The organism is Rhodococcus sp. RDE2 (assembly GCF_020885655.1).
In the GTDB taxonomy this organism is placed as follows: Bacteria; Actinomycetota; Actinomycetes; order Mycobacteriales; family Mycobacteriaceae; genus Rhodococcus; species Rhodococcus pyridinivorans.
This window is the reverse complement of the sequence record NZ_AP025186.1, coordinates 1,828,652-1,853,366: the sequence shown is the minus strand read 5'-3', so window position 1 is coordinate 1,853,366 and position 24,715 is coordinate 1,828,652. Positions and strand designations below refer to the sequence as shown.

The following is a 24,715-nucleotide window of genomic DNA, read 5'->3' as shown; positions in this document are numbered from 1 at the left end:
TACCGTGACGCTCATGGCAGTCCACTTGACACGGATCTATACCCGCACCGGAGACGACGGAACGACGGGGCTCAGCGACTTCTCGCGCGTCTCGAAGAACGACCCTCGTCTGGTCGCCTACGCCGATTGCGACGAGACCAACGCGGCGATCGGTGTGGCGCTCGCACTGGGAGCGCTCCCGGAACGGCTCGTCCCGGTACTCCGGCAGATCCAGAACGATCTCTTCGATGCCGGCGCGGATCTGTCGACGCCCGTGGTCGAGAACCCGAAGTACCCGCCGCTGCGGATCACCCAGCAGTACATCGACCGGCTCGAGGGCTGGTGCGACGAGTTCAACGAGGAGCTGGAACCGCTCAACTCGTTCATTCTTCCGGGCGGCACGCCGGGGGCTGCTCTGTTGCACACCGCCAGGACGGTGGCACGACGTGCGGAAAGGTCGGCGTGGGCGGCGGTGGACGCGGCTCCGGACGACACGAACGTCCTGCCGGCGAAGTACCTGAACCGGCTCTCGGATCTGCTGTTCATCCTGTGCCGGATCGCGAACCCGGACGGCGACGTGCTGTGGAAGCCGGGAGCGGGCGCGTGAGGAAGTCCCTCTAGAGGGGGCGGCGGCGCTGCGACCGGCCGTCGGGCCTGGATTCGACCCAGGACATGAAGGCCATCAAAGCGCCGCTGTCGAGCGCGATCTCGTAGGAGTCGTCGCGGTCGATCACGTCGAGGATCACGATGTCCTCGGTCATGATGTCGAATTCACTGCCTTCCGGCTTGCGTCGCGAACGCACATCGATGCCCTGACGGGTCAGTCGTACGTCGGGTCCGGGCCGAAGGCTCGAAAGCTTGTAGAACGCGAGTGTCTCGTCGCCGTACCGAACGATTCCATGCCTCCAGCCGGAACCCTCGTTCTGAGGCATCACTCGCAGAATGGCGGCGGTACCCCCGCCGCGCAGGGTGAAGAGGCGGTACAACAAAGCCGCGACGGAGACCGCGAGCAGCACCACAAGGATATTGAGAATCAGAAATCCAGGTGACACTGCTCGTCGGCTCCGTCGCGGCTTCTCGTTGTTCGACGATCAGGCTCGTTCGACAGCCCGCAGGCGGCCGCGGGCCGCTGCGATCTCCGACTCGTCACGATCTGCATCGTTCAGAGTCGACTTGGCTGCCTCGACGTCGATGTCCTCCACGCGGTCGGCGGCTTCGGCGAGCACCGTCACCGTCGTCGCGGTCACCGAGAGGAATCCGCCATGGACGGCCATGACGATCCGCTCACCGTCCGCCGTCCTGACGGACACGACGCCACCCTCGACGAGCTGGCCGAGCACGGGCTCGTGACCGGGCATGATGCCGATCTCGCCCTCGGTGGTCTGGGCGGTGACGAGAGTCGCCGATCCGGACCACACACGCTCCTCGACGGCAACGATGTCCACGCTCATCTCAGCCACGGTGGCCTACTTTCCGGCGATCTTCTTGGCTGCAGCCTCGACGTCGTCGAGTCCACCGCAGCTGTTGAACGCCTGCTCGGGCAGGTGGTCGAACTCGCCCTTGCACACGCGGTCGAAGGCCTCGATGGTGTCGGCGAGCGGCACGACCGAACCCGGCTGACCCGTGAACTTCTCGGCGACGATGAAGTTCTGGCCGAGGAACTTCTGGAGACGACGGGCACGGGCGACCGTGACCTTGTCCTCTTCGGAGAGCTCGTCCATACCGAGGATGGCGATGATGTCCTGCAGTTCCTTGTACTTCTGCAGGATGCGCTTGACCTCGTTGGCCACCCGGAAGTGATCGGCACCGACGATGCCCGGCTCGAGGATTCGCGAGGTCGACGTCAGCGGGTCCACAGCGGGGTAGATACCCATCTGCGAGATGGGACGCGAGAGCTCGGTGGTCGCATCGAGGTGAGCGAACGTCGTGGCCGGCGCGGGGTCGGTGTAGTCGTCGGCGGGCACGTAGATCGCCTGCAGCGAGGTGATCGAACGGCCACGCGTCGAGGTGATGCGCTCCTGGAGCTCACCCATCTCGTCCGCGAGCGTGGGCTGGTAACCCACGGCCGACGGCATACGACCGAGGAGGGTCGAAACCTCCGAGCCGGCCTGCGTGAAGCGGAAGATGTTGTCGATGAACAGGAGCACGTCCTGTCCCTGGACGTCGCGGAAGTACTCCGCCATCGTCAGGGCCGACAGGGCGACGCGCATACGCGTTCCCGGCGGCTCGTCCATCTGACCGAAGACAAGGGCGGTGTCCTGGAGGACGCCCATCTCTTCCATCTCGAGGTGGAGGTCGGTGCCCTCACGGGTGCGCTCACCGACGCCGGCGAACACCGACGTACCGGAGAACTCACGCGCGATACGGGTGATCATCTCCTGGATCAGAACGGTCTTGCCGACACCGGCACCACCGAACAGACCGATCTTGCCGCCCTTCACGTACGGGGTCAGCAGGTCGATGACCTTGATGCCGGTCTCGAGGATCTCGGTCTTGCCCTCGAGCTGGTCGAAGGCCGGGGGCTTGCGGTGGATGCCCCACTGCTCGCCGTCGCGGCCGGTGCCCGGCGCGTCGAGGCAGTCGCCCAGCGCGTTGAACACGTGGCCCTTGACGACGTCGCCGACGGGAACCGAGATCGGCTTGCCGGTGTCGCTGACGGGGGCGCCACGCACCAGGCCGTCGGTGGGCTGCATCGAGATCGTGCGGACCAGGTTGTCACCCAGGTGCTGCGCGACCTCGAGGGTCAGGGTCTTCGCCACGGACGGCAGAGTGACCTCTGCGTGCAGGGCGTTGAACAGCTCGGGCACGGCGCCACGCGGGAATTCCACGTCGACGACGGCGCCGATGACGCGGACGACGCGCCCGGCAAGGGCCGACGCCGCACCGGCGTTGTTGTCGGTTACTGCTGCGGTCATTGTGGTTCAGTCACTTCCTGCACTCGAGGCGAGCGCACCGGCACCGCCGACGATCTCGCTGATTTCCTGGGTGATCTGGGCCTGGCGGGCCTGGTTCGCCTGACGGCTGAGGGTGTTCACCAGTTCCGTGGCGTTGTCCGTCGCGGCCTTCATGGCGGTACGACGGGCTGCCGACTCGGAGGCCGCCGCGTCCAGCAGCGACGCGTAGATGCGCGTGCTGATGTACTTCGGCAGGAGAGCCTCGAGCAGAACTCCGGCCTCCGGCTCGAAGTTGTACACGGCCTGCGGTCCCTCGTTGTCCGTGGCGCGGCGTCCGTCGGTGAGCATGTCCTCGCCGAGGTCGATCTCGTCCTCGGTGATGCTCACCTCGAGCGGAGCCATCCTGCGAACCTGGGGGGTCTGGGTCAGCATCGACACGAAGCGGGTGTAGACGATGTGCAGTTCGTCGACGCCCTCGATGGTGCCCTCGCCGTTCGGGGCGGGCACCTCGGTGCCCGAACCCGCCATGAACAGTTCGACCAGGTGACGGCTCGCCTTCGCGGCGTCCGTGTAACGGGGGTCCTGCGAGAAGCCCGTCCAGGCAGCGGCCACTTCACGCTCACGGAACGTGTAGTAGCCGAGGCCCTTGCCGCCCATCACGTACAGCACAGGCTCCTTGCCCTCGCTGAGGAGCAGCTGACGCAGCTCCTCGGCTTCCTTGAGGACGTTGGAGTTGTAACCGCCGGCCATACCGCGGTCGCTGGTCACGACCAGCACTGCGGCACGCTTGGGGTTCTCGCGCTCGTTGAGCAGGGGGTGATCCAACGAGGCCGACGCACTCGCCAGCTCGGAGAGCACCTTGGTGATCTCCTCGGCGTACGGCTTGGACGCTGTCACTCGGGCCTGGGCCTTCGTGATACGCGACGTCGCGATCAGTTCCTGCGCCTTGGTGATCTTCTTGGTCGAGTTGACCGACTTGATCCGCGAGCGCAGTTCGCGCAAGTTCGCCATTCGTCGATCACACTCCCTTCACTGGACGCTGGGTCATGGACTCCCCGCTCACTTGCGAACGGTGGTGCGCTTGACGGAGACCTGCTCCTGCTGGACCTCGTCGGCACCGAGGGCCTCGGCCTCTGCCTCGTTCACGACACGGCTGCCGTCGGAGGCGATGAAGCCCTCCTTGAACTTGGCGGTCGCGGCGGTGAGAGCCTCGATCGACTCGTCGGACAGGGCCTTGCCACCGGCGATCTGCTCGTAGACGCCTGCGGCGTTGCGGTGCAGATCCTCGAGGAGCTCGGTCTCGAAGCGACGCACGTCCTCGACCGGAACCGAGTCGAAGACACCTTCGCCGGCGAGGTAGATCGACACGATCTGGTCCTCGACCGCGATGGGCGCGTACTGGTCCTGCTTGAGGAGCTCGACGAGACGCTGACCGCGCTCGAGCTGAGCCTTCGAAGCGGCGTCGAGGTCGGAGGCGAAGGCGGCGAAGCCTTCGAGCTCACGGAACTGCGCGAGCTCGAGGCGCAGCGAACCGGAGACCTTCTTCATGCCCTTGGTCTGGGCGGCGCCACCGACTCGGGAAACCGAGATACCGACGTTGATGGCGGGGCGGACACCCTTGTTGAACAGGTCGGACTCGAGGAAGACCTGGCCGTCGGTGATGGAGATGACATTGGTCGGGATGTAGGCCGACACGTCGTTCGCCTTGGTCTCGATGATCGGCAGGGCCGTCAGCGAGCCGCCACCGAGCTCGTCGGAGAGCTTGGCGGAGCGCTCCAGCAGACGCGAGTGCAGGTAGAACACGTCGCCGGGGTATGCCTCGCGGCCCGGCGGACGACGCAGCAGCAGCGAGATGGCGCGGTAGGCCTCGGCCTGCTTGGTCAGGTCGTCGAACACGATGAGGACGTGCTTGCCCTGGTACATCCAGTGCTGGCCGAGGGCCGAACCGGTGTAGGGGGCGAGCCACTTGAAGCCGGCGGAGTCGGAGGCCGGAGCCGCGACGATGGTGGTGTACTCCATCGCGCCGTTCTCCTCGAGTGCCTGCTTGACACCCGCGATGGTCGAGCCCTTCTGGCCGATCGCGACGTAGATGCAGCGGACCTGCTGCTTCGGGTCGCCGGTCTCCCAGTTCGCCTTCTGGTTCAGGATCGCGTCGATGCAGACCGCGGTCTTGCCCGTCTTGCGGTCGCCGATCACGAGCTGACGCTGGCCGCGGCCGATCGGGGTCATCGCGTCGATGGCCTTGATGCCGGTCTGCAGCGGTTCCTCGACCGGCTGGCGCTCCAGCACGGTCGCGGCCTGCAGCTCGAGGGCGCGGGTCTCATCGGCTTCGATGTCGCCGAGACCGTCGATCGGCTGACCGAGCGGGTTCACGACGCGACCGAGGAAGTTGTCGCTCACCGGCACCGACAGAACGTCGCCGGTCCGCTTGACTTCCTGGCCTTCTTCGATGGTCTGGAAGTCGCCCAGGATAACGGCACCGATCTCGGTGGCCTCGAGGTTGAGGGCCACGCCGAGGACGCCACCGGGGAACTCCAGCAGCTCGTTCGCCATCGCCGACGGCAGACCGCTGATGTGCGCGATGCCGTCACTGGTGTCGACGACCACGCCGACCTCCTCGCGGGAGGCCTCCGGGGAGTAGCTCGCGGTGTAATTGTCAATCGCGCTACGGATCTCGTCGGAGGAGATCGTCAGCTCCGCCATGTTCTTCCTGCTCTCGGTATCTGGTCTTCGAAAAGATCTATGTGTGTGTTCGGTAGTGGACTACGTGAGGCTCTTGCGCACTGCAGCGAGTCGACCCGCGGCACTACCGTCGATGACCTCGTCGCCCACCCGGACGACCAATCCACTGAGAAGCTCGGGATCGACCTCGACGTGCACCGTCACAGGCTTCCCGTAGATGCGGGTCAGGGTCGCGGTGAGCCGCTCCTCCTGCTTCGCATCGAGCGGTGCCGCACTGCGGACGTGCGCGACGGCACGGTCCCGCTGGGCCGCGGCGAGCGCCGACAACTCGTCGAACGTCTCGGCCGGCGACTTGCTCAGCCGACCGACCGCGTGGACCGCCAGCGCCTCGGTGACCGCGGTCACCTTGCCGTAGAGCAGGCGCGTCAGCAGATCGCGCTTGGCCGAAGCCGGGGTGCTGCGATCCGAGAGCGTCTGCTCGAGCTCGGGGTCGCCGGCCACGATGCGACCGAGGCGGAACAGTTCGTCCTCGACGGTGTCGAGCTGGTCCTGGTCCGCTGCGGCCTTCAGCAGTGCCTCACGGCCGAGCTGGACGAGCGAGCCGGTCAGGTCGGACTGTGCCGACCAGTCCTGCCCCGCTGCGGCCTTGACGGTCGCGAGGGTCTGGGCCGAAACCTTGCCGCCGAAGACCTGCTCGGCCAGCCGCTCGCGAACGGCAGCCGGGGCCGAGGCGTCGGCCAGCGCGGTCCGGAGAGCCCGCTGGCTGTCGAGCGCCTCGACCACCGAGAAGAGTTCGGAACCGGCCTGAGCCGCAGCGGCAGTCGCGGCACCCGAGCCCAGGGCGGACTGCAACGCGGAACGCGTATGAGCGAGTGCCTCACGGCTTGCTGCGTACATGGTGCTCACTTTCCGGATGCAGAGTCAGCGCTGAGGGAGTCGAGTTCGTCGAGGAACCGATCGATCGAGCCGGCACGCTTCACGTCGTCCGCGAGCGCTTCGCCGAGGATCTTCTCGGCGAGATCCACGGAGCTGCGTCCGAGATCGCTACGCAGCTCGGCCACGATCTGCTGGCGCTGGGCCTGCAGCTGGTTGTGACCGGCGGCGACGATACGGTCGCTCTCCTCCTGGGCCTGCGCCTTCATGTCGGCGATGATCTGCTGGCCCTGTGCACGGGCCTCTTCACGGATCTGCGCCGCCTCGGTGCGGGCCTCGGCGAGCTGGCTACGGTACTGCTCGAGCGCGGCCGCAGCCTCCGCCTGAGCTTCCTCTGCCTTCTTGATGCCGCCTTCGATCAGCTCCGAACGCTCGTCGAGCACCTTCTGGAACATCGGAAGCACGAACTTCCAGAAGACGAATCCGACGAGGATCAGGGCGACCAGCGACCAGACGATGTCGTACGTCGCGGGGAGGAGAGGATTCTGGTCCTCCGCCTCTGCCGCGAGGATCAGGATGCTGTCAGCCATTGTGATCGTCGGATCAGAAGATGAAGCCGGCGACGATGCCGATCAGCGCGAGGGCCTCGGTGAATGCGATACCGAGGAACATCGTGGTGCGCAGCTGGCCGGCCATCTCGGGCTGACGAGCCATGCCCTCGATCGCCTTGCCGACGACGATGCCGATGCCGATGCCGGGGCCGATGGCGGCGAGGCCGTAGCCGATGGCGCCTGCACCCGAGATCGTGGTCTCCTGGGCGAGGACGTCTGCTGCCTGAAGCGCAACGCTCATTGGTGTTCCATTCCCTTTCTTGTGGCTCGGCCCCGGGAGTCGGCAACCGAGTCAGTCTGTGTGTAGATGTAGGTCGTGCCGTCCGTCGAGCTAGTGCTCTTCGGCGTGCAGGGCCAGATCGATGTACACCGCGGTGAGCAGCGCGAAGATGTAGGCCTGCAGGACGATCACCAGGAGCTCGAAGAAGGTGAACGCGATTCCGCCGATGAGAGAACCGATACCGAACACCTTCATGAAGCCGTCGGAATCGAAGAAGAAGAACTGGGTGGCGCTGAAGAACAGCACGAGCATGATGTGACCGGCCAGCATGTTGGCCATGAGACGAATGGTCAGCGTGAACGGCCGCAGAATGAAGGTCGAGACGAACTCGATCGGGATCACCAGGACGTGGAGAGCCGGCGGCAGGTTCGGGATGACGATGCTGCTCTTGACGTAACGGAAGAATCCGTACTTCTTGATGCCCACGTAGTTGAAGACGATGTAGGCCAGTGCCGCGAGCACGATCGGCATACCGATTCGTGCGTTGGACGAGATGTTGAGGAACGGGATGACCGAGGTCAGGTTCAGACCGACCACCAGGAAGAAGATGGTGACGATCACCGGGAGGAACCGGCGTCCCTGTTCCTTACCGAGGATGTCCTCGGCGATGTGGATCCGGACGAAGTCGAGCATGATCTCGGCGACGTTCTGCACGCCCCGCGGCACGATCTTCGGACTCCGCAGTGCGAAGAAGAAGAACAGCGCAACGATCAGGGCGACGGCGACGCGGATGAGCATCAGCCGGTCCATCTCGAAGGGGGTGCCTTCGAACAGGACTGCCGGTGGGAAAAAATCAGCTAGTGACGGCGCGTGGAATTCTCCGGCTGCCAAGGTGGTGACGCTCAGCGCTCTCTCCCGTAGTCGGCCGCAGGCATGCCGTCTGCGGTTCGATCGGACATTGACGATCCTGAAGTCGACCAGGTCGGCTCGCGTATTCGCCAGTGGTCCGAACCGAGTGAACGGTCCCGCTTCCTGCCGGTGTCGGCGACTCTCGTCGACTCGGCGGCCATTTGAACACGACCGCCTACGAAGTCACAACTGCGCACCCTCTTCAAACCCGATGCGTGCAGCGTCACTCTCGTAGAACTCACCCTATCAACTGCTCTACGACAGTGCGTAGGTGGGTTCCTACGTGGGGGTTATGGACAAGCGGCACTACTACCGATCGTCGTTGTCGGATCCGGACGACGCCTGGGGATCCACGTACAGCGCGCGCTGCGAGAGCACGCCGTAGGTCTCGGCCCCCAGAACGATGACCAGGGCGAACACGATCGTGAGGACGAGTGCGTTGCGGTTGTAGAAGTCGAGCGAGTCGAGCGAACCCATCACGACGATGGCGAGGATCAGTTTCAGCAGCCACGTGCCGAGAAGTACTGCTCCGGCGGTCATCGCCGGCAACTTCGACGTCAGGAGAACGCCGAGTGCGGTGAAGAGGATGAAACCTCCGCCGACGGCCGCTCCGATGAGCGCACCCCACAGGCCGGGCATCCCGGCGACGAGCACCGAGACCACCGACGCCACGACGGCGAGCGCGAGAAGACCGAGGGCGCCGTACCGCACGGCCGCGCGCATCGGTGCGATCGGGTCGGGCAGCGAGGGCAGACCGTGGTCGGGTTCGGGATGATCCGGGTTCGTCACGATATCCGAGCCTAACCGACCTCTCGGGAGTGCTCCGGTGGCGTCTCCCCCGACTCGTCGTGCCGCCGTAGCGACGGCACGGCGGTCACGACGAGGGCGAACACGAGACCGCCCGCGAGGATCAACACCACCGCCCGCCGATCGAGCAGCGAGGAACCGACGGCTCCGAAGGCCAGGATGCCGACCCACAGGTAGAGCAGCAGCACCACGCGACGGTGCGAGTGCCCGATCTGCAGCAGGCGGTGGTGGAGGTGCATCTTGTCGGGGCTGAACGGGCTGACGCCGGCCCGGGTGCGCCGCACGATCGCGAGGAGCAGGTCGAGGATCGGGATGAACATCACGGCACCGACCAGGATCAGCGGCGAGAGCAGACCGAGCAGGTCGCGCGAACCGTAGGCGCTGAGCGGGATGAGGCCCGAGGCGCTCGTGGAGATCGCGGCGAGCATGAGACCGATGAGCATGGACCCGGAGTCGCCCATGAAGATCCTGGCGGGCTGGAAGTTGTGCGGCAGGAAGCCGAGGCAGGCGCCGGCGAGGGCCGCGGCCATGAGGGCCGGCGGGTAGGCGGAGACGTCGCCGCCCTGATCGAGCAGCAGACCCACGGAGAACGCGCAGATCGCGAGTGCGGCGATGAGACCCAGTCCGGCCGCGAGACCGTCGAGCCCGTCGACGAAGTTCATCGCGTTGATCGTCACCGCGGCGACGGCGACGGTGATGAGACCGCCCTGGAGCTGGTCGAGTACGAGTGTCGAGGCACTGAACGGGTCGTAGATGACGATCCAGCTCACGCCCATGATCACGAGCACGCCGGCCGCGGTGACCTGGCCGACGAACTTGGTGAGTGCGTCGAGTCCCCACCGGTCGTCGACGATGCCGACGACGACGATGATCGAGGCCGCGACGAGCGCCGCCCCCATATCCGGGGTGAATTCGAAACCCCTTGTCAGAGCAGGTAATTGCTGAGCGAACACGATTCCCGCGACGAGGCCGATGTACATGCCGACCCCACCCATCCGCGGAGTCGGGGTCACGTGCACGTCGCGGTCGCGGGGCACGGCGACCGCTCCGAACTTCAGCGCGAGGATCCGCACCACACCGGTCGCGAGGAAGGTCACCACCGCGGCGGTGAGCAGGACGAGGAGAAGCTCCCGGATGGGAACGCCGGCGCCGCGCCCGGCCTGGGCGAGCAGTACGGCGGTGGTGTCGGCTGCAGTCACGTGCTCCGTTCCTCCGCCGCTACTCCCCGCCGGACCGAAGGCGCTCGGGATCGTCGCCGAGCACCTCCGCGAGTGCTTCGGCCGTCACCGCACCTTCGCGCAGGATGCGCGGGCGGTCGCCGGTGAGGTCGACGATCGTCGATGCCACCCCGTGCTCGGCGGGGCCACCGTCGAGATAGACACTCGCCGACGCTCCGAGTTGCTCACGCGCCTCGGTGACGTCGGTGGCAGGAGGCCGGCCGGAGACGTTGGCGCTGGAGACCGCGAGCGGACCGACCTCGCGCAGCAGCTCCAGGATGACGGGGTGCAGCGGCATGCGGAGCATGACAGTGCCGCGGGTGTCGCCGAGATCCCAGGCCAGCGACGGCGCCTGGTGCACCACGAGGCTGAGCCCGCCCGGCCAGAACGCGCGGATCAACTCCCGCGCCTCGGGACGCACCGAGGCGACGAGGCCGTCGATGGTCGTCCAGGAGCCGACGAGGACCGGAACCGGCATGTCGCGGCCGCGTCCCTTCGCGCGTAGCAGCGCGGTCACGGCGTCGGAGTCGAACGCATCGGCCGCGATGCCGTACACCGTGTCGGTGGGTACGACGACGAGTCGTCCGGCTTTGAGTGCGCCGCGCGCCGCGTTGAGTCCGGCGGCGCGCGAAGCTTCGTTGTTGCAGTCGTACACGGTGCTCACGCGCTCATCCTTCCACTTCGGCCGCAATCGGCACCGGACGGGTCCTGCCCGTCAGCCGTCCGCCGCAGACCGTACCGACTTCATGCGGTCGGCCTCCACCGCGGTGGGCACACGATGTGCGGTCACGAATCGGGCCTTCCCGGCGAGGTCGGGGTGCCGTACGACGTCGCCGAACACCCGACGCTGCTCGAACAGTTCGGCGACCAGCAGGCTGTGCGTGTCGTCGTGCTCGACCGCTGCCGCTCCCCCGATCCGCAGCCACCGCGCGATGTTGGAGACCATCGGCCGGATGACGGACAGTCCGTCCGCTCCCCCGAAGAGCGCCGAATGCGGATCGTGTTCGATCACCTCGGGTTCGAGGTCGGCCCCCTCCGGGATGTAGGGCGGGTTGGCGACCACCAGGTCGACACTGCCCTCGAGGTTGGTGAGCAGGGTGCGGTCGGTGACGTCGCCCTGGTACAGCCGGATCGGGGTGTCCCCCTCGTCCGCGCGGGTCTCGGCATTGCGTCGTGCCCACGCAAGGGCCTTCGCCTCGAGCTCGACGGCGTGGACCTCGGCGTCGGGACGCGCATGAGCGATCGCCAGGGCCAGCGCGCCGGATCCGGTGCACAGGTCGAGGACGACCGGGTTGCGGCTGCCGTGGCGTTCGAGGAAGGCCAGCGCCCATCCGAGCAGCAGTTCCGTCTCGGGCCGCGGGACGAACACCCCCGGCCCCACCGCGAGGTCGATCTCCCCCATCGGCGAGGTACCGATGATGTACTGCAGAGGAATCCGCTTCGCCCGCTGTTCGACCATCGACCGGTAGGCGTCGATGGTCGTCGCATCGACGAGCGGGACCAGACCGAGTCGCCCCCGCTCGATGCCGAGCAGGTGGGCTGCGAGAAGTTCGGCGTCGACCCGGGGACTCGGGACTCCTGCTTCCTCGAGGACCGATGCCGCTTCGATGATGGCCAGGCGCAGAGGTTGACGGCTCACGCCTTACAGCGTGCCACGACCTCGGACCTGCACTACGCCGAGGTAGCCCTCGCATTGCACGCAGAAGTCACGGACCGGACATCGGGGGTGTTTCCGGCAACGTGATTGACAGCACGCCGGGAGGGGCACCCGAACGAGGACCGATACCTTCCGGTCGGTTTCATCGACAGAAAGGGATTGCTTCATGAAGACGCGGACTGTGCGTGGAATCACCGTTCTTGCCGCTGCGGGCGCGACCGCCTTCGCGGCCCCTGCTCTCGCGAGTGCCGAGCCCATCGACTTCCAGCCGATCCCCATCGGATGCCCGGCGGGCATCGGCTCGGTCGACACGGAGACCGTTCTCGCCGAGGAGGACGCGGAGCCCGGCCAGATCGAGTACGAGATCGAGCAGGAGGGCAGCGGAGGAGGCCAGATCAACTGGTTGAACCTGCGGACGCTGCAGCTGGGCGGCGGTGTCCTTCCGGAAGCAATCGACGAGGACGAGCCTGCGGTCGCCCTCCAGACCGGGGACGGACTCGTCGTCAGCGCAGTCTGGGGCGCCCATCAGAACGCCGACGGTCAGGGTTGCTTCCTGCTGCCGGGCGTCGATCTCACGAACGTTCCGCCGGCACCGGCGCCCGACGACAACGGGGGCGGCGAGGCCGGTGAGGTCGACGAAGCTCCTGCCTGATCCCTGCCGACGAGCCCGGTTCGCGGTTACTCCGCCGCGAGCCGGGCTTCTCTGTCCGCAGCGCCCAGGGCGTCGAGCAGCGCGTCGAGTTCGCCGTCGAGCACCGCGTCGAGGTTGTGGGACTTGAAGCCGATGCGGTGATCGGTGATCCGGTTCTCCGGGAAGTTGTAGGTGCGGATGCGCTCCGACCGGTCGACGGTCCGGACCTGGCTGGCGCGACCCGCCGATGCCTCGGCCTCGGCCGCCTCTTCCGCCGCCGCCTGCAGGCGCGCCGCGAGGACCTGCATTGCGCGGGCCTTGTTCTGCAGCTGCGAGCGTTCGTTCTGGCAGGTCACCACGATGCCGGTGGGAAGGTGCGTGATGCGCACGGCCGAGTCGGTGGTGTTGACGCCCTGACCGCCCTTGCCGGACGACCGGTAGACGTCGATGCGCAGGTCGCCCTCGTCGATCTGCACCTGCTCGACCTCGTCGGGCTCGGGATAGACGAACACGCCGGCCGCGGAGGTGTGCACGCGTCCCTGCGACTCGGTGACGGGCACACGCTGGACACGGTGCACGCCGCCCTCGAACTTCAGACGGGACCACACGCCGTCGCGCACGTCGGTCCGCGACTTGATCGACAGCGTGACGTCCTTGTAGCCGCCGAGATCGGAGTAGGTGGCACCGAGAACCTCGACGCGCCAACCGGCACGTTCGGCGTAGCGCGTGTACATCCGGGCGAGATCACCGGCGAACAGAGCGGACTCCTCGCCACCCTCACCGGACTTGACCTCGAGGACCACGTCGTCGCTGTCGTGCGGGTCGCGGGGCGCGAGCAGGTCGGTCAGCGAACGGTCGAGCTCGGCGACCTGCGCCTCGAGGTCGTCGACCTCGGACGCGAACGACGAATCGTCGGCGGCGAGTTCGCGCGCCGCCTCGAGATCCTCGCGGGCCTGCTTCAGAGCGTTGTAGGTCGACATCACGGGGGCGAGCTCCGCGAACCGCTTGCCCACCCGACGCGCTGCCGCAGGATCGTCGTGCAGCGACGGGTCGGACAGCTGCTGCTCCAGACCCGCGTGTTCGGCCAGGATGTCGTCGATGGCCGACGGCTTGGTCTGCCCCGCCATGAGTGTGCTCCGCTCTGGTTTCGATCCTTGCAATGAAAAAGCCGACGCCCGGCCTGCACGAGGGCAGTACCGGGCGTCGGCGTGACAGCTAGCTGTCGGAAGCGGCCTTCTTCGGCGCACGCTTGCCGTAGCGAGCCTCGAAGCGCGCGACGCGTCCACCGGTGTCGAGGATCTTCTGCTTGCCGGTATAGAACGGGTGGCAGTTGGAGCAGACTTCGACGTTGATACGTCCCGACTCCTTGGTGCTGCGCGTCTCGAACGTGTTACCGCAACCGCAGACGACGGTCGTCGTCACGTAGTTGGGGTGGATTCCTGCCTTCATGGTGTCCCTTTCGTGGCCGCCGGGTCGCCTTCGCGGGTCGAAGACGTGAACCGGAGCCGGACTGAGCCTGTCGATTATGCCAAACGTAGGGCCCCGGGAAGAAATTCCCCGGGGCGCCGACGTCAGTCGTCGAGTGCCCCCGGTGCGGTCTTCGCCACATTCATGAGGAACTCGATGTTCGTCTTGGACTTCTTGAGCCGATCGATGAGCAGATCGATCGCCTGGTGCGAATCGAGGCCCGAGAGCACGCGGCGCAGCTTGTGCACCACGGCGAACTCGTCGGGGCTCATGAGCAGCTCGTCCTTGCGGGTACCGGACGGGTTGACGTCGACCGCCGGGAACACGCGTCGCTCGGCGATCTTCCGGTCGAGCTTGAGCTCGGCGTTACCCGTGCCCTTGAACTCCTCGAAGATCACGGTGTCGCCGGTGGAACCGGTCTCGACCATCGCGGTGGCGATGATCGTGAGCGATCCGCCGTTCTCGATGTTGCGGGCAGCACCGAGGAAACGCTTCGGCGGATACAGCGCGGTCGAGTCGACACCACCGGAGAGGATGCGTCCGGATGCCGGCGACGAGTTGTTGTACGCGCGGCCGAGACGGGTGATGGAGTCGAGAAGCACCACGACGTCCTGGCCCATCTCCACGAGACGCTTCGCACGCTCGATGGCGAGCTCGGCGACCGAGGTGTGATCCGACGGCGGCCGGTCGAAGGTCGAGGCGATGACCTCGCCCTTCACCGAACGCTGCATGTCGGTGACCTCTTCGGGACGCTCGTCGACGAGCACGACCATCAGGTAGCACTCGGGGTTGTTGACGGCGATCGCGTTCGCGATGTCCTGGAGGACCGTGGTCTTACCGGCCTTCGGCGGCGACACGATCAGTGCGCGCTGACCCTTACCGATCGGCATGACCAGGTCGATCACGCGCGTGGTGAGGATGTTCGGCTGGGTCTCGAGCCGCAGACGCTGGTTGGGGTACAGCGGCGTGAGCTTGTTGAACTCGGGGCGGCGCTTGGCCGAATCCACGTCGCGGCCGTTGACCGTGTCGAGGCGGACCAGCGGGTTGAACTTCTGACGCTGGTTGCTCTGCTCGCCCTCGCGGGGAACACGCACGGCGCCGGTGATGGCGTCGCCGCGACGCAGGCCGTTCTTGCGCACCATGTTCATCGAGACGTACACGTCGTTCGGGCCGGCGAGGTATCCGGACGTGCGGACGAACGCGTAGTTGTCGAGGACGTCGAGGATTCCGGCGACCGGCTGCAGGACGTCGTCCTCGCGGATCTCGGGCTCGCGCGAGTCCGAACCGCTCTCGCCGCGGTCGCGTCCACGACGACGCTCACGGAAGCGACGACCCCGGCGTCCGCGGCCGCCTTCCTCGTCGTCTCCCCCACGGTTGTCCTGGCCCTGGCGCGGACCCTGGTTACCGCCGTCGCGATCGCCACCGTCCTGGTTGCGGTCGCTCTGGTTGCGGTCGCGGCGCGAGGAGCCGTCGCCGGAGTTACGGTCCTGGCCACGCTCGCGCTGCGAGTCGCGATCCTGACCCTTGTCGCGCTGCGAGTCGCGATCCTGACCCTTGTCGCGCTGCGAGTCGCGATCCTGGCGACCGTCCTCGGACGCGTCGGTGCCCTCGGCCTGCTGGTTCTGGTCGGCGTTGTCGCCACCGCGGCGTCCGCGACGGCCACGGCCGCGACGGTTCCCGTCGGATTCGTTGTCGCCGCTGGAGGTCTGGCCGCCCTGCGGCTTCTCCTGCGAGCCCTCGTCGCCGGACTTCACGTCGGCCTTCTGCTCGGCCGGCGCGGCGTCGGCCTTCTGCTCGGGCGCGGCGGTCTCGTCGGCGGCGGCACGGCCACGGCGACCGCGGGTGCCACGCGAGGGCGCTCCCTCGGGCTTGTCGGCCGTCTCGGTCTTCGCTGCTGCTTCGGCCTTCTCGGGGGCAGCAATCTTCTCGGCTGCAGGCTGCTCGGCAGGTGCGGCGCCGCCGCCTCCCTGCTTCTCCTTGATCGCAGCGATGAGATCACCCTTGCGCATCCCGGAGGTGCCCTTGATTCCGAGCTCGGCGGCAAGAGTCCGCAACTCGGCAAGCACCATGCCCGAAAGGCCTGCTCCGCGGCGACCGCGCGTGGTCGTCCGGCTACCGGCCTCGGGAATGTCGAGAGCAGGTGTAGTGATCAGGTCCGTATCTGTCACGGAGATCCTTCCTTCCCTCGCTCGCTCATGCGCAGCAGAGGGTTCGTCCCGCAGATCAGTTCGTCCACTGAGCTGGGATTTGCCGTACGAGTTCAGGGAAAACGAACGGTCGGCACGTCCGCCACCACACCGAAATCCGGTAGGTGCGGTCTGTCCCCCTCCCGGATCCGGGAGCAGGTGAGGATCGATCCAGGCTCGGCGCCCCGATGGAGCTGGAGTGATTGCCCTGGAGAATCCGGCGACTGATACGCACGACGTGCGGACACCCCACAGAATAGCGACGATCTGTACGTAGAGCAAGAATCGCCGTGCCGGATGGGACGTGTGTGTTGCACCACCCGTCGACCCCCCCACCCGGCACCGCGTGTCGGTCTCAGTCGACCTGGACGCCCTCGGCGATCTCGAGGTCGAGCACCGTCAGTTCGTCGGCCTCGGCGGCGGCCCGCAGTTCGTCGGGCAGCGCGGAGGTCGTGAGCGCAAGGACTGTCGGCCCGGCACCCGAGACAATGGCGGGGATGCCCGCCTCGCGCAATGCGGCCACCCATTTGGTGGTGAGCGGCAGTGCGGGTGCCCGCTGGGCCTGGTGGAGCAGATCCTGCGTCGCCGGCATCAGCAGCTCGGGCCGCTCGGTGAGCGCGACGACCGCGAGAGCCGCCCGGCTGACGTTGAACGCCGCGTCCCGGTGCGGAACGAGTTCGGGCAGCAGGCCACGGGTGTGAGCCGTGGACGAACGGACCGACGGGACGAAGGCGTACGCCTTGATGTCCGGGTGCACACGCAGGTTCACCGCGCGGTAGGTCCGTTGCTCGGAGTCGACTTCGGCCTCGGTCCACGACACCACTGCCCCACCGAGGACGCTCGCGGAGGCGTTGTCGGGATGGCCCTCGAACTCGGAGGCGAGCTGCACGAGCTGCTCGTCGTCGAGGACGCGCTCGGGAGCGATCTTGCGGACGAGCCCGTTGGCCGCCGCCAGCCCTCCCACCGCCGCCGAGGCGGAGGATCCCAGGCCACGCGAGTGCGGGATGACGTTGTGGCACACGACGTCCAGTCCGTCCGCCCACACACCGGCGGCCTCGAGCCCGCGCTCGACGGCACGGACCACGAGGTGCGAGGGTCCCCACGGAACCTCCTGGGCGCCTTCCCCCTCCACCTTCACGTCGAGCCCGGAAGCCGTTGTGGTGACGGTGATCTCGTCGTACAGACCGAGGGCGAGACCCAGGCAGTCGAAGCCGGGGCCGAGATTCGCGCTCGAGGCGGGAACCCGTGCCGTCACCGAAAGCCCCACGGGCAACGTCTGCGTCATGTCCTGATTCCCAACGGAGGAAGGCGTGGCGGTCAACTCAGGCCAACTCGAGCGCGGAGGCGACCGCGACCGGGTCGACCGGGATGGGCTCGACCACAGGCACGTCGCGCAGGGCCGTATCGGGGTCCTTGAGACCGTTGCCGGTCACGGTGCACACGACCTTGAGGCCGCGCTCGAGCCAACCTTCCTTGCTCGCGGCGAGCAGACCTGCGATGGACGCGGCCGAGGCCGGCTCGACGAAGATCGACTCGGACTTCGCGAGTAGCCGGTACGCCTCGAGGATCTCCTCGTCGGTCGCCGCGCGGAACGCGCCGTTCGACTCTTCCTTGGCGGCCACCGCGCCGTTCCACGATGCGGGGGCACCGATGCGGATGGCGGTCGCAATGGTCTCGGGATCCTTCACGGGATGGCCGAGGACGAGCGGTGCCGCACCTGCCGCCTGGACGCCGAGCATGCGCGGGCGGCGCGTGCTGAGGCCGTCGGCCGCGTACTCGCTGTAGCCCTTCCAGTAGGCCGTGATGTTGCCGGCGTTGCCGACGGGCAGGATGTGCACGTCGGGAGCGTCGCCGAGCGCGTCGACGATCTCGAAGGCCGCGGTCTTCTGGCCCTCGATGCGCACCGGGTTCACCGAGTTGACCAGACCGATGGTGGAGAACTCCGCGGTGGTCTTGCGGGCGAGCTCGAGGCAGTCGTCGAAGTTGCCCTCGACCTGGACGATCTTCGCGCCGTGCATGACGGCCTGGGCGAGCTTGCCCATCGCGATCTTGCCCTGCGGCACGAGCACCGCGCAGCCGATACCGGCGCGGGCGGCGTAGGCGGCAGCCGACGCGGAGGTGTTGCCGGTGGAGGCGCACAGCACGGCCTGCTTGCCGGTTGCGAGGGCCTCGGTGACCGCCATGGTCATACCGCGGTCCTTGAAGGAGCCGGTGGGGTTGAGCCCCTCGACCTTCACGTGGACCTCGCAGCCGGTGATCTCCGACAGACGCGGAGCCGGGAGCAGCGGCGTGCCACCCTCGCGCAGCGTGACCGTCTTCCAGTCGTCACCGATCGGCAGGCGCGAACGGTACGCCTCGATCAGGCCCGGCCACGGCGTGTGCACGGGGGTGGTGTTCTTCTCGGCCGCGCTCATTCGGCGGATCCCTCCAGTCTCAGGACGCTGGTCACAGCGATCACGGATTCGAGTTTGTCGAGCGCTGCGACGGTATCCGCCAGCGCACGGTCGGTGGCCTGATGGGTGAGTACCACCAGACGGGCAGCGTCGCCGGCGCCTTCCTGGCGGACCGCTGCGATGCTCACGCCCCGCGTGGCGAACTCGGCGGCGACCGCGGAGAGCACGCCGGCGCGGTCGGCGACCTTCAGATTGACGTAGTAGCGGGTGAGGATGTCGCTCATGGGCGCGATCTCCAGCTGCGCGTACTTCGACTCACGCGGACCACGACCACCCTGCACCCGGTTGCGGGCGGCCATCACCAGGTCGCCCATCACGGCGGAGGCGGTCGGGGCGCCACCGGCACCCTGGCCGTAGAACATGAGCCGGCCCGAGGACTCCGCTTCGACGACGACGGCGTTGAACGCGCCGTTGACCGAGGCCAGCGGATGCTCGCGGGGCACGAGCGCCGGGTAGACCCGGGCGGACACGCGGTCCTTGCCGTCGGCGGACGGGACTCGCTCGCACAACGCGAGCAGCTTGATCGTGCAGTTGAGCGCGCGCGCCGAGGTGAGGTCGGCGGCGGTGATCGACGAGATGCCCTCGCGGTAGACGTCGGCTGCCGTCACGCGGGTGTGGAAAGCGATCGACGCGAGGATCGCCGCCTTCGAGGCCGCGTCGAAGCCTTCGACGTCGGCGGTGGGATCGGCCTCGGCGTATCCGAGGCGGCCGGCCTCGGCGAGCGTCTCGCCGTAGTCGGCGCCCGTCTCGTCCATGGCCGAGAGGATGTAGTTCGTGGTGCCGTTGACGATGCCGACGACCCGGTTGACCTTGTCGCCCGCGAGCGACTGGGTCAGCGGACGGATCACCGGGATCGCACCGGCCACGGACGCTTCGAAGTAGAGGTCGACGTTGCGGGCCTCGGCCACCTCGGCCAGTTCGCCGGTGTAGGCGGCGAGCAACGCCTTGTTGGCGGTGACGACGGACTTGCCGGCGTCGAGCGCCGTGCGCACGAGCTTGCGGGGCAGTTCGATGCCGCCGATGAGTTCGACGACGATGTCGACGTCGTCGCGGCGGATCAGCGCGTCGGCGTTCGTCGTGACCAGTTCCGCGGGAAGACCCCGGTCGCGGGCGGCGTCGCGCACGGCGACGCCCCTCAGCTCGAGGGGGGCACCGATGCGCGCCTCGAGATCCGCGGCGTCCTCGCGGATGATCCGCGCGACCTCGGCACCGACGGTGCCGTGCCCGAGAACCGCCACACCCACCGGACGCCGGTCCGAAGCATCGGTCGCCGTTGCACTGGTCACTCCGAAACCTCCAAGTTGAGCAGATCTTCGACGGTCTCGCGGCGCAGCAGAACGCGCGAGACACCGTCCTTGACCGCCACGACGGCGGGGCGAGGCAGCAGGTTGTACCTGCTCGACATCGAGTAGCAGTATGCACCCGTCGCCGCGACCGCCAGTAAATCACCGGCTGCGACGTCCGCGGGCATCCAGGCGTCGCGGATGACGATGTCGCCGCTCTCGCAGTGCTTGCCGACGACGCGCGAGACCACCGGCTCGGCGTCGCTCACTCGGGAGACGAGGCGCGAGTCGTACTCCGCCTGGTACAGCGAGGTGCGGATGTTGTCGCTCATGCCGCCGTCGACGCTGATGTAACGGCGGACGTGCCCGGAACCGACCTCGACGTCCTTGAGGGTTCCCACCTCGTAGAGCGTCACCGTGCCCGGCCCGGCGATGGCGCGGCCCGGTTCGACCGCGAGGGTCGGGGCCGGCAGCCCGGCGAGCGCGGACTCGGTGCGGACGATGTCGTTGAGCTTGGCTGCGAGATCGGCGACCGGTGGCGGGTCGTCGCTCGGCACGTACGAGATGCCGAGGCCACCGCCGAGATCGACGATGTTCATCTGCGAGGTCTTGTCGACACCGAACTCGGCGACGATGTCGCGCAGCAGGCCGATGACGCGGTGGGCGGCCAGTTCGAAGCCGTCGACGTCGAAGATCTGCGAGCCGATGTGGCTGTGCAGACCGACGAGGCGGAGATTGTCGGCCGCGAAGACGCGGCGCACGGCCTGCATGGCGTTGCCGCCGGCGAGCGAGAGCCCGAACTTCTGGTCCTCGTGCGCGGTGGAGATGAACTCGTGGGTGTGGGCCTCGACGCCCACGGTCACGCGGATGAGCACGTCCTGGACGACACCGGCCTCACCGGCGACCGCGTCGAGCCGGTCGATCTCGGCGAGCGAGTCGAGCACGATGTGCCCGACCCCGGCGGTCACGGCGGCCTGCAGTTCGGGGACGGACTTGTTGTTGCCGTGCATCGCGATCTTCCCGGCGGGGAAGCCGGCGTGCAGGGCCACGGCGAGCTCACCACCGGACGAGACGTCGAGCGAGAGCCCTTCCTGATGGACCCACCGCGCGATCTCGCTGCACAGGAACGCCTTCGACGCGTAGTGCACCTTCGCCGACGGACCGAAGGCCTCCGCGATCTCCCGGCAGCGGGAGCGGAAGTCGTCCTCGTCGACGACGAACAGCGGGGTGCCGTACTTCTCGGCGAGCTCGGTCACCGGGATGCCGGCGATGCGCATGACGCCGTCCTCGCCGCGCGACGCGTTGCGCGGCCACACCTGCGGGGCGAGCGCGTTGAGCGCCGCGGCGTCGGTGGGCCGTTCGGGCAGGTTCGGGGCGTGCGGGATCTGGGCGTGGCGCGGTCCCGCCGGATGCGCGTTCACATCCGCTCCGGGGCGGTGACGCCGAGCAGGCCGAGGCCGTTGGCGAGGACCTGACGTGCAGCCGCGCACAACGCGAGTCGCGCGGTGTGCAGCGGGCCGGCCTCCTCGTCGCCCTGCGGAAGGATCCGGCAGGCGTCGTAGAAGCGGTGGTAGGTGCCCGCGAGTTCCTCGAGGTACCGGGCGACGCGGTGCGGTTCGCGCAGTTCGGCCGCCTTCGCGAGCACCCGGGGGTACTCGCCGAGGGTGCGGATCAGGTCGCCCTCGCGCTCGTGGGTGAGCAGTGCGAAGTCGGCGCCCTCGGTGGTCAGGCCGAGATCGGCGGCGTTGCGCGCGATCGACGACAGCCGCGCGTGGGCGTACTGCACGTAGTAGACCGGGTTCTCGTTCGTGGTGCTCGCCCACAGTTCGAGGTCGATGTCGATGCTCTGGTCCACCGACGACCGCACGAGCGAGTAGCGCGCGGCGTCGACGCCGATCGCCTCGACGAGGTCGTCGAGGGTGATGACGGTGCCGGCCCGCTTGCTCATCTTCACGGCCTCGCCACCGCGGACGAGGTTGACCATCTGGCCGATCATCACCTCGACGGTGTCGGGGTCGTCGCCGAAGGCCGCCGCGGCGGCCTTGAGGCGCGCGATGTAGCCGTGGTGGTCGGCCCCGAGCATGTAGATGCACAGGTCGAAGCCGCGCGAGCGCTTGTCCTGGAAGTAGGCGATGTCGCCGGCGATGTAGGCGGCGTTGCCGTCGGACTTGATGACGACGCGGTCCTTGTCGTCGCCGTAGTCGGTGCTCTTGAGCCACCAGGCGCCGTCTTCGAAGTACAGATTGCCCGACGCCTTGAGGGTCTCGACGGCCTTGTCGACCGCTCCGCTCTCGAAGAGGGAGTTCTCGTGGAAGTACACGTCGAAGTCGACACCGAACTCGTGGAGGGTGCGCTTGATGTGCGCGAACATCAGGTCCACGCCGATCGAGCGGAACGTCTCGTGGCGCTCGTCGTCGGGGAGCTCGAGGGCGTCGGGGCGCTGCTCGAGCACGGAGGAGGCGATGTCGACGATGTACGCGCCGGCGTAGCCGTCCTCGGGGGCGGGCTGTCCGAGCGCGGAGGCGATGAGCGACCGGGTGAAGCGGTCGATCTGCGCGCCGTGGTCGTTGAAGTAGTACTCGCGGGTGACCTCGCCGCCCTGGGCGGTGAGGATGCGGCCGAGCGCGTCGCCGACCGCGGCCCAGCGGGTGCCACCGAGGTGGATCGGGCCCGTGGGGTTGGCCGAGACGAACTCGAGGTTGATCCTCGTGTTCGCCAGGTCGCTGCCGTTGCCGTAGGCGGCGCCCTCGGCGAGCACCTTCGCCACGATCGCTCCCTGGGCGTCGGCGGCGAGTCGGATGTTGAGGAAGCCGGGGCCCGCGACCTCGGCGGAATCGATGCCGTCGGCGGCGGTCAGGGCCTCGGCGAGCCAGGCGGCGAGTTCGCGGGGATTGACACCGACCTTCTTCGCGACCTGCATCGCGACGTTGGTCGCGTAGTCGCCGTGCTCCGGATTGCGCGGGCGCTCGACGGTGAGGGTCTCGGGAAGAACGGACGCGTCGAGACCACGGTCGGTGAGGACACCGGCGGCGGTTCCGCGGAGCAGCTGAGCAAGGTCGGAGGGAGTCACAGGTGTCCATCCTATTGGCTGGTCGATCGCGGCGCCGACGCTCCCCCTACCGGCAGCTCCGGGCACCGCGCGGGAGCACGCCCGTAGAGTTGTGGGTGTTTGTGCGCCCGATGGGCGCGCGTCCGCCTGTCCACCCGTCGAAAGAGCACACAGCGATGCCCAGCGGTTCGGTTAGTGGCGGCTCCGGTAACAAGAAGACCGGAGCCAAGTCGTCGAAGGCCATCCAGGCCGCCAAGAAGAAGAGCGGCGGCGCTCGCGGGGTCCCCGCGCAGCGTCAGATCCCGTGGTTGACGATCGGCGGCGTGGCCCTGGTCGTCGTGCTGGTCGGCGTGATCGCTGTGAGCCTGATCCCGAAGTACCAGAACCAGCAGGAGATGTCGGCGTGGACGCCGTCGGAGTCCAATCAGGACCCGTCGGACGACATCGAGGGCGTGCTGAAGATCGAGTATCCGGCCGGTGTGCACGTCGCGCCGGGCCAGCGCGTCGCCTACGACCAGTCGCCGCCCTTCGGTGGCCCCCACGACTCCGTCTGGGCGACCTGCACCGGCACGGTCTACGAGCAGCCGGTCCGGAACGAGAACATGGTGCATTCGCTCGAGCACGGCGCGGTGTGGGTGGCCTACAACCCCGATCTGCTCGACGACGCCGAGGTCGACACGCTCCGCGCGAAGGTCGACGGCCGCACCTACATGGTGATGTCACCCTATCCGGGACTCGAGGCTCCCGTCTCACTGCAGTCGTGGGGTCACCGGCTCGAGGTCGACAGCGTCGACGACGAACGCATCGACCAGTTCATCAGTGCGCTGCGTCTGAACCAGTACACCTATCCCGAGGTGGGTGCGAGCTGCTCGACGATCCCCGGCTCGTTCGATCCGGCGAACCCGCCGCCCTTCGACGCCTCCGAGCCCGGCCCCGACGCGGTGCCGATGAACGGGGAATCCATCGGCGACATGCAGCAGGCACCGGCCGGGAGCTGACGATGAGCGAAACCTCCTCGGACATCTCCACCACCGAGCGCGGTGGGCACAACCGGCTGCTGCTGGTGCTGCTCACCGTCGCCGCGGTCGCCGTCGGCTTCCTCGCGGGGTTCCTGTCCCGGATCCCCTTCGAGGACTCCGCGCAGGCGGCGCCGGAGGCCGGTTCGGTGGACGTCGGATTCGCGCAGGACATGATCGTGCACCACGACCAGGGCGTCGAGATGGCCGCCGTGGTGGTCTCCAATTCGGAGGACGATCGGATCCGCAACATCGCGTACGACATCCTCACCACCCAGCAGAACCAGATCGGTCAGATGCAGGGCTGGTTGTCGCTGTGGGGGCAGCCGGCGCTGCCGACGGGCGAGTACATGGAGTGGATGACCGAGACGGGTCACGGCCACGGCGGTCACGGCGCGACGACCGAGTCCGAGGATTCCGACGGCTCGCACCTGATGCCGGGCATGGCGACCTCCGAGGATCTCGCGAATCTCCGGGCCGCTCGCGGTCCCGAACTGGACGTGCTCTTCCTCCAGCTGATGCTGCGCCACCACGAGGGTGGTCTGCCGATGATGGAGTACGGCGAGCAGTACGCGAGCACCTCGGCGGTGCGCAATCTGGCGGGCACGATGGTCGCCACGCAGCAGGGCGAGTCGGATCTGATGAGGTCGCTGCTCGCCGAGCGCGGCGCCGAACCCCTGCCCCTCAACTGAGCCGCCGATCGGGTGAAACCGCGACTTCGGACCGAAAACCGGCTCTGACCTGGCGATGTGGAGTTGAGCGCTCGATGCGCTAGGCTAAC

General features: G+C 67.7%; 25 protein-coding genes. 4 read left to right on the top strand and 21 right to left on the bottom strand.

Features of this window, described 5'->3' with window-relative positions; all coding sequences use genetic code 11:
- Positions 1-13 precede the first annotated feature (13 nt).
- Complete coding sequence (locus LPH33_RS08650; RefSeq protein ID WP_026061187.1) at positions 14-586, top strand: cob(I)yrinic acid a,c-diamide adenosyltransferase; 573 nt, start codon at positions 14-16, stop codon at positions 584-586.
- A gap of 10 nt (positions 587-596) precedes the next feature.
- On the opposite strand, the gene LPH33_RS08645 is transcribed toward LPH33_RS08650, so the two are convergent.
- The 13 genes from LPH33_RS08645 to prmC form a co-directional block, all read right to left on the bottom strand.
- On the bottom strand, positions 597-1,031 hold the full coding sequence (locus tag LPH33_RS08645; protein WP_026061186.1) for a DUF2550 domain-containing protein: 435 nt from the start codon (positions 1,029-1,031) through the stop codon (positions 597-599).
- A gap of 39 nt (positions 1,032-1,070) precedes the next feature.
- Entirely contained in the window at positions 1,071-1,439 is a 369-nt protein-coding gene (locus LPH33_RS08640) for a F0F1 ATP synthase subunit epsilon (protein ID WP_006552597.1), read from the bottom strand.
- 6 nt (positions 1,440-1,445) lie between these two features.
- Positions 1,446-2,894, bottom strand: a complete 1,449-nt coding sequence (atpD, locus tag LPH33_RS08635; RefSeq protein ID WP_016692470.1) for a F0F1 ATP synthase subunit beta — start codon at positions 2,892-2,894, stop codon at positions 1,446-1,448.
- A 6-nt stretch (positions 2,895-2,900) separates the two neighbouring features.
- Entirely contained in the window at positions 2,901-3,884 is a 984-nt protein-coding gene (locus tag LPH33_RS08630; RefSeq protein ID WP_229567830.1) for a F0F1 ATP synthase subunit gamma, read from the bottom strand.
- A gap of 48 nt (positions 3,885-3,932) precedes the next feature.
- Complete coding sequence (gene atpA, locus LPH33_RS08625; RefSeq protein ID WP_016692469.1) at positions 3,933-5,576, bottom strand: F0F1 ATP synthase subunit alpha; 1,644 nt, start codon at positions 5,574-5,576, stop codon at positions 3,933-3,935.
- Positions 5,577-5,636: 60 nt separating this feature from the next.
- Complete coding sequence (locus tag LPH33_RS08620; RefSeq protein ID WP_088899335.1) at positions 5,637-6,452, bottom strand: F0F1 ATP synthase subunit delta; 816 nt, start codon at positions 6,450-6,452, stop codon at positions 5,637-5,639.
- A 5-nt stretch (positions 6,453-6,457) separates the two neighbouring features.
- On the bottom strand, positions 6,458-7,018 hold the full coding sequence (locus tag LPH33_RS08615; RefSeq protein WP_016693805.1) for a F0F1 ATP synthase subunit B: 561 nt from the start codon (positions 7,016-7,018) through the stop codon (positions 6,458-6,460).
- Between the two features lie 13 nt (positions 7,019-7,031).
- The gene (locus LPH33_RS08610) at positions 7,032-7,280 is read right to left on the bottom strand and encodes an ATP synthase F0 subunit C (protein ID WP_006552591.1); all 249 of its coding nucleotides are present in this window, start codon (positions 7,278-7,280) and stop codon (positions 7,032-7,034) included.
- A gap of 90 nt (positions 7,281-7,370) precedes the next feature.
- Positions 7,371-8,069, bottom strand: coding sequence for a F0F1 ATP synthase subunit A (atpB, locus tag LPH33_RS08605; protein WP_006552590.1), 699 nt, complete (start codon positions 8,067-8,069; stop codon positions 7,371-7,373).
- Between the two features lie 408 nt (positions 8,070-8,477).
- The gene (locus LPH33_RS08600; protein WP_020371189.1) at positions 8,478-8,957 is read right to left on the bottom strand and encodes a hypothetical protein; all 480 of its coding nucleotides are present in this window, start codon (positions 8,955-8,957) and stop codon (positions 8,478-8,480) included.
- Between the two features lie 11 nt (positions 8,958-8,968).
- Positions 8,969-10,174 carry an MraY family glycosyltransferase gene (locus LPH33_RS08595; RefSeq protein ID WP_016693802.1) on the bottom strand — a complete coding sequence of 402 codons (1,206 nt, stop codon included), beginning with the start codon at positions 10,172-10,174 and terminating at the stop codon, positions 8,969-8,971.
- A gap of 19 nt (positions 10,175-10,193) precedes the next feature.
- Positions 10,194-10,856, bottom strand: coding sequence for an L-threonylcarbamoyladenylate synthase (locus LPH33_RS08590; protein ID WP_016693801.1), 663 nt, complete (start codon positions 10,854-10,856; stop codon positions 10,194-10,196).
- 51 nt (positions 10,857-10,907) lie between these two features.
- Positions 10,908-11,831, bottom strand: coding sequence for a peptide chain release factor N(5)-glutamine methyltransferase (gene prmC, locus LPH33_RS08585; protein ID WP_016693800.1), 924 nt, complete (start codon positions 11,829-11,831; stop codon positions 10,908-10,910).
- Positions 11,832-12,015: 184 nt separating this feature from the next.
- Between prmC and LPH33_RS08580 the strand changes: the two genes are divergently transcribed.
- Positions 12,016-12,501, top strand: a complete 486-nt coding sequence (locus LPH33_RS08580; RefSeq protein WP_229567828.1) for a hypothetical protein — start codon at positions 12,016-12,018, stop codon at positions 12,499-12,501.
- 26 nt (positions 12,502-12,527) lie between these two features.
- Here LPH33_RS08580 and prfA read toward each other — a convergent pair whose 3' ends face one another.
- The 8 genes from prfA to argS form a co-directional block, all read right to left on the bottom strand.
- Positions 12,528-13,607 carry a peptide chain release factor 1 gene (gene prfA / locus LPH33_RS08575; protein WP_016693798.1) on the bottom strand — a complete coding sequence of 360 codons (1,080 nt, stop codon included), beginning with the start codon at positions 13,605-13,607 and terminating at the stop codon, positions 12,528-12,530.
- A gap of 88 nt (positions 13,608-13,695) precedes the next feature.
- Positions 13,696-13,929, bottom strand: a complete 234-nt coding sequence (gene rpmE / locus LPH33_RS08570) for a 50S ribosomal protein L31 (RefSeq protein WP_006552583.1) — start codon at positions 13,927-13,929, stop codon at positions 13,696-13,698.
- Positions 13,930-14,051: 122 nt separating this feature from the next.
- Positions 14,052-16,016, bottom strand: a complete 1,965-nt coding sequence (rho, locus tag LPH33_RS08565; RefSeq protein WP_229568298.1) for a transcription termination factor Rho — start codon at positions 16,014-16,016, stop codon at positions 14,052-14,054.
- A 472-nt stretch (positions 16,017-16,488) separates the two neighbouring features.
- Complete coding sequence (gene thrB / locus LPH33_RS08560) at positions 16,489-17,418, bottom strand: homoserine kinase (protein WP_064851647.1); 930 nt, start codon at positions 17,416-17,418, stop codon at positions 16,489-16,491.
- 37 nt (positions 17,419-17,455) lie between these two features.
- The gene (gene thrC, locus LPH33_RS08555) at positions 17,456-18,547 is read right to left on the bottom strand and encodes a threonine synthase (protein WP_016693795.1); all 1,092 of its coding nucleotides are present in this window, start codon (positions 18,545-18,547) and stop codon (positions 17,456-17,458) included.
- Entirely contained in the window at positions 18,544-19,830 is a 1,287-nt protein-coding gene (locus tag LPH33_RS08550) for a homoserine dehydrogenase (protein ID WP_229568297.1), read from the bottom strand. The genes thrC and LPH33_RS08550 overlap by 4 nt, the downstream gene beginning before the upstream one ends.
- Positions 19,831-19,868: 38 nt before the next feature.
- Positions 19,869-21,290 (bottom strand): diaminopimelate decarboxylase, encoded by a 1,422-nt coding sequence (gene lysA / locus LPH33_RS08545; protein ID WP_229567826.1) that lies wholly within the window; start codon positions 21,288-21,290, stop codon positions 19,869-19,871.
- Positions 21,287-22,939, bottom strand: a complete 1,653-nt coding sequence (argS, locus tag LPH33_RS08540; protein ID WP_229567824.1) for an arginine--tRNA ligase — start codon at positions 22,937-22,939, stop codon at positions 21,287-21,289. Before argS ends, lysA begins: the two co-directional genes overlap by 4 nt.
- Before the next feature lie 155 nt (positions 22,940-23,094).
- Here argS and LPH33_RS08535 point away from each other — a divergent pair, with 155 nt between their 5' ends.
- Together LPH33_RS08535 and LPH33_RS08530 are read left to right on the top strand one after the other, a co-directional pair.
- Entirely contained in the window at positions 23,095-23,916 is an 822-nt protein-coding gene (locus tag LPH33_RS08535; protein ID WP_229567823.1) for a DUF3105 domain-containing protein, read from the top strand.
- Positions 23,917-23,918: 2 nt separating this feature from the next.
- Positions 23,919-24,626, top strand: coding sequence for a DUF305 domain-containing protein (locus LPH33_RS08530; RefSeq protein ID WP_160877196.1), 708 nt, complete (start codon positions 23,919-23,921; stop codon positions 24,624-24,626).
- The last annotated feature ends 89 nt before the right edge of the window (positions 24,627-24,715 follow it).

Excerpts from the sequence above, each read along its gene's own strand:
- LPH33_RS08650 (WP_026061187.1), top strand. The coding sequence starts at position 14 with ATGGCAGTCCACTTGACACGGATCTATACCCGCACCGGAGACGACGGA.
- atpD (WP_016692470.1), bottom strand. The coding sequence starts at position 2,894 with ATGACCGCAGCAGTAACCGACAACAACGCCGGTGCGGCGTCGGCCCTT.
- LPH33_RS08630 (WP_229567830.1), bottom strand. The coding sequence starts at position 3,884 with ATGGCGAACTTGCGCGAACTGCGCTCGCGGATCAAGTCGGTCAACTCG.
- atpA (WP_016692469.1), bottom strand. The coding sequence starts at position 5,576 with ATGGCGGAGCTGACGATCTCCTCCGACGAGATCCGTAGCGCGATTGAC.
- LPH33_RS08620 (WP_088899335.1), bottom strand. The coding sequence starts at position 6,452 with ATGTACGCAGCAAGCCGTGAGGCACTCGCTCATACGCGTTCCGCGTTG.
- LPH33_RS08615 (WP_016693805.1), bottom strand. The coding sequence starts at position 7,018 with ATGGCTGACAGCATCCTGATCCTCGCGGCAGAGGCGGAGGACCAGAAT.
- LPH33_RS08610 (WP_006552591.1), bottom strand. The coding sequence starts at position 7,280 with ATGAGCGTTGCGCTTCAGGCAGCAGACGTCCTCGCCCAGGAGACCACG.
- atpB (WP_006552590.1), bottom strand. The coding sequence starts at position 8,069 with ATGGACCGGCTGATGCTCATCCGCGTCGCCGTCGCCCTGATCGTTGCG.
- LPH33_RS08580 (WP_229567828.1), top strand. The coding sequence starts at position 12,016 with ATGAAGACGCGGACTGTGCGTGGAATCACCGTTCTTGCCGCTGCGGGC.
- prfA (WP_016693798.1), bottom strand. The coding sequence starts at position 13,607 with ATGGCGGGGCAGACCAAGCCGTCGGCCATCGACGACATCCTGGCCGAA.
- rpmE (WP_006552583.1), bottom strand. The coding sequence starts at position 13,929 with ATGAAGGCAGGAATCCACCCCAACTACGTGACGACGACCGTCGTCTGC.
- rho (WP_229568298.1), bottom strand. The coding sequence starts at position 16,016 with ATGGTGCTTGCCGAGTTGCGGACTCTTGCCGCCGAGCTCGGAATCAAG.
- thrB (WP_064851647.1), bottom strand. The coding sequence starts at position 17,418 with ATGACGCAGACGTTGCCCGTGGGGCTTTCGGTGACGGCACGGGTTCCC.
- thrC (WP_016693795.1), bottom strand. The coding sequence starts at position 18,547 with ATGAGCGCGGCCGAGAAGAACACCACCCCCGTGCACACGCCGTGGCCG.
- LPH33_RS08535 (WP_229567823.1), top strand. The coding sequence starts at position 23,095 with ATGCCCAGCGGTTCGGTTAGTGGCGGCTCCGGTAACAAGAAGACCGGA.
- LPH33_RS08530 (WP_160877196.1), top strand. The coding sequence starts at position 23,919 with ATGAGCGAAACCTCCTCGGACATCTCCACCACCGAGCGCGGTGGGCAC.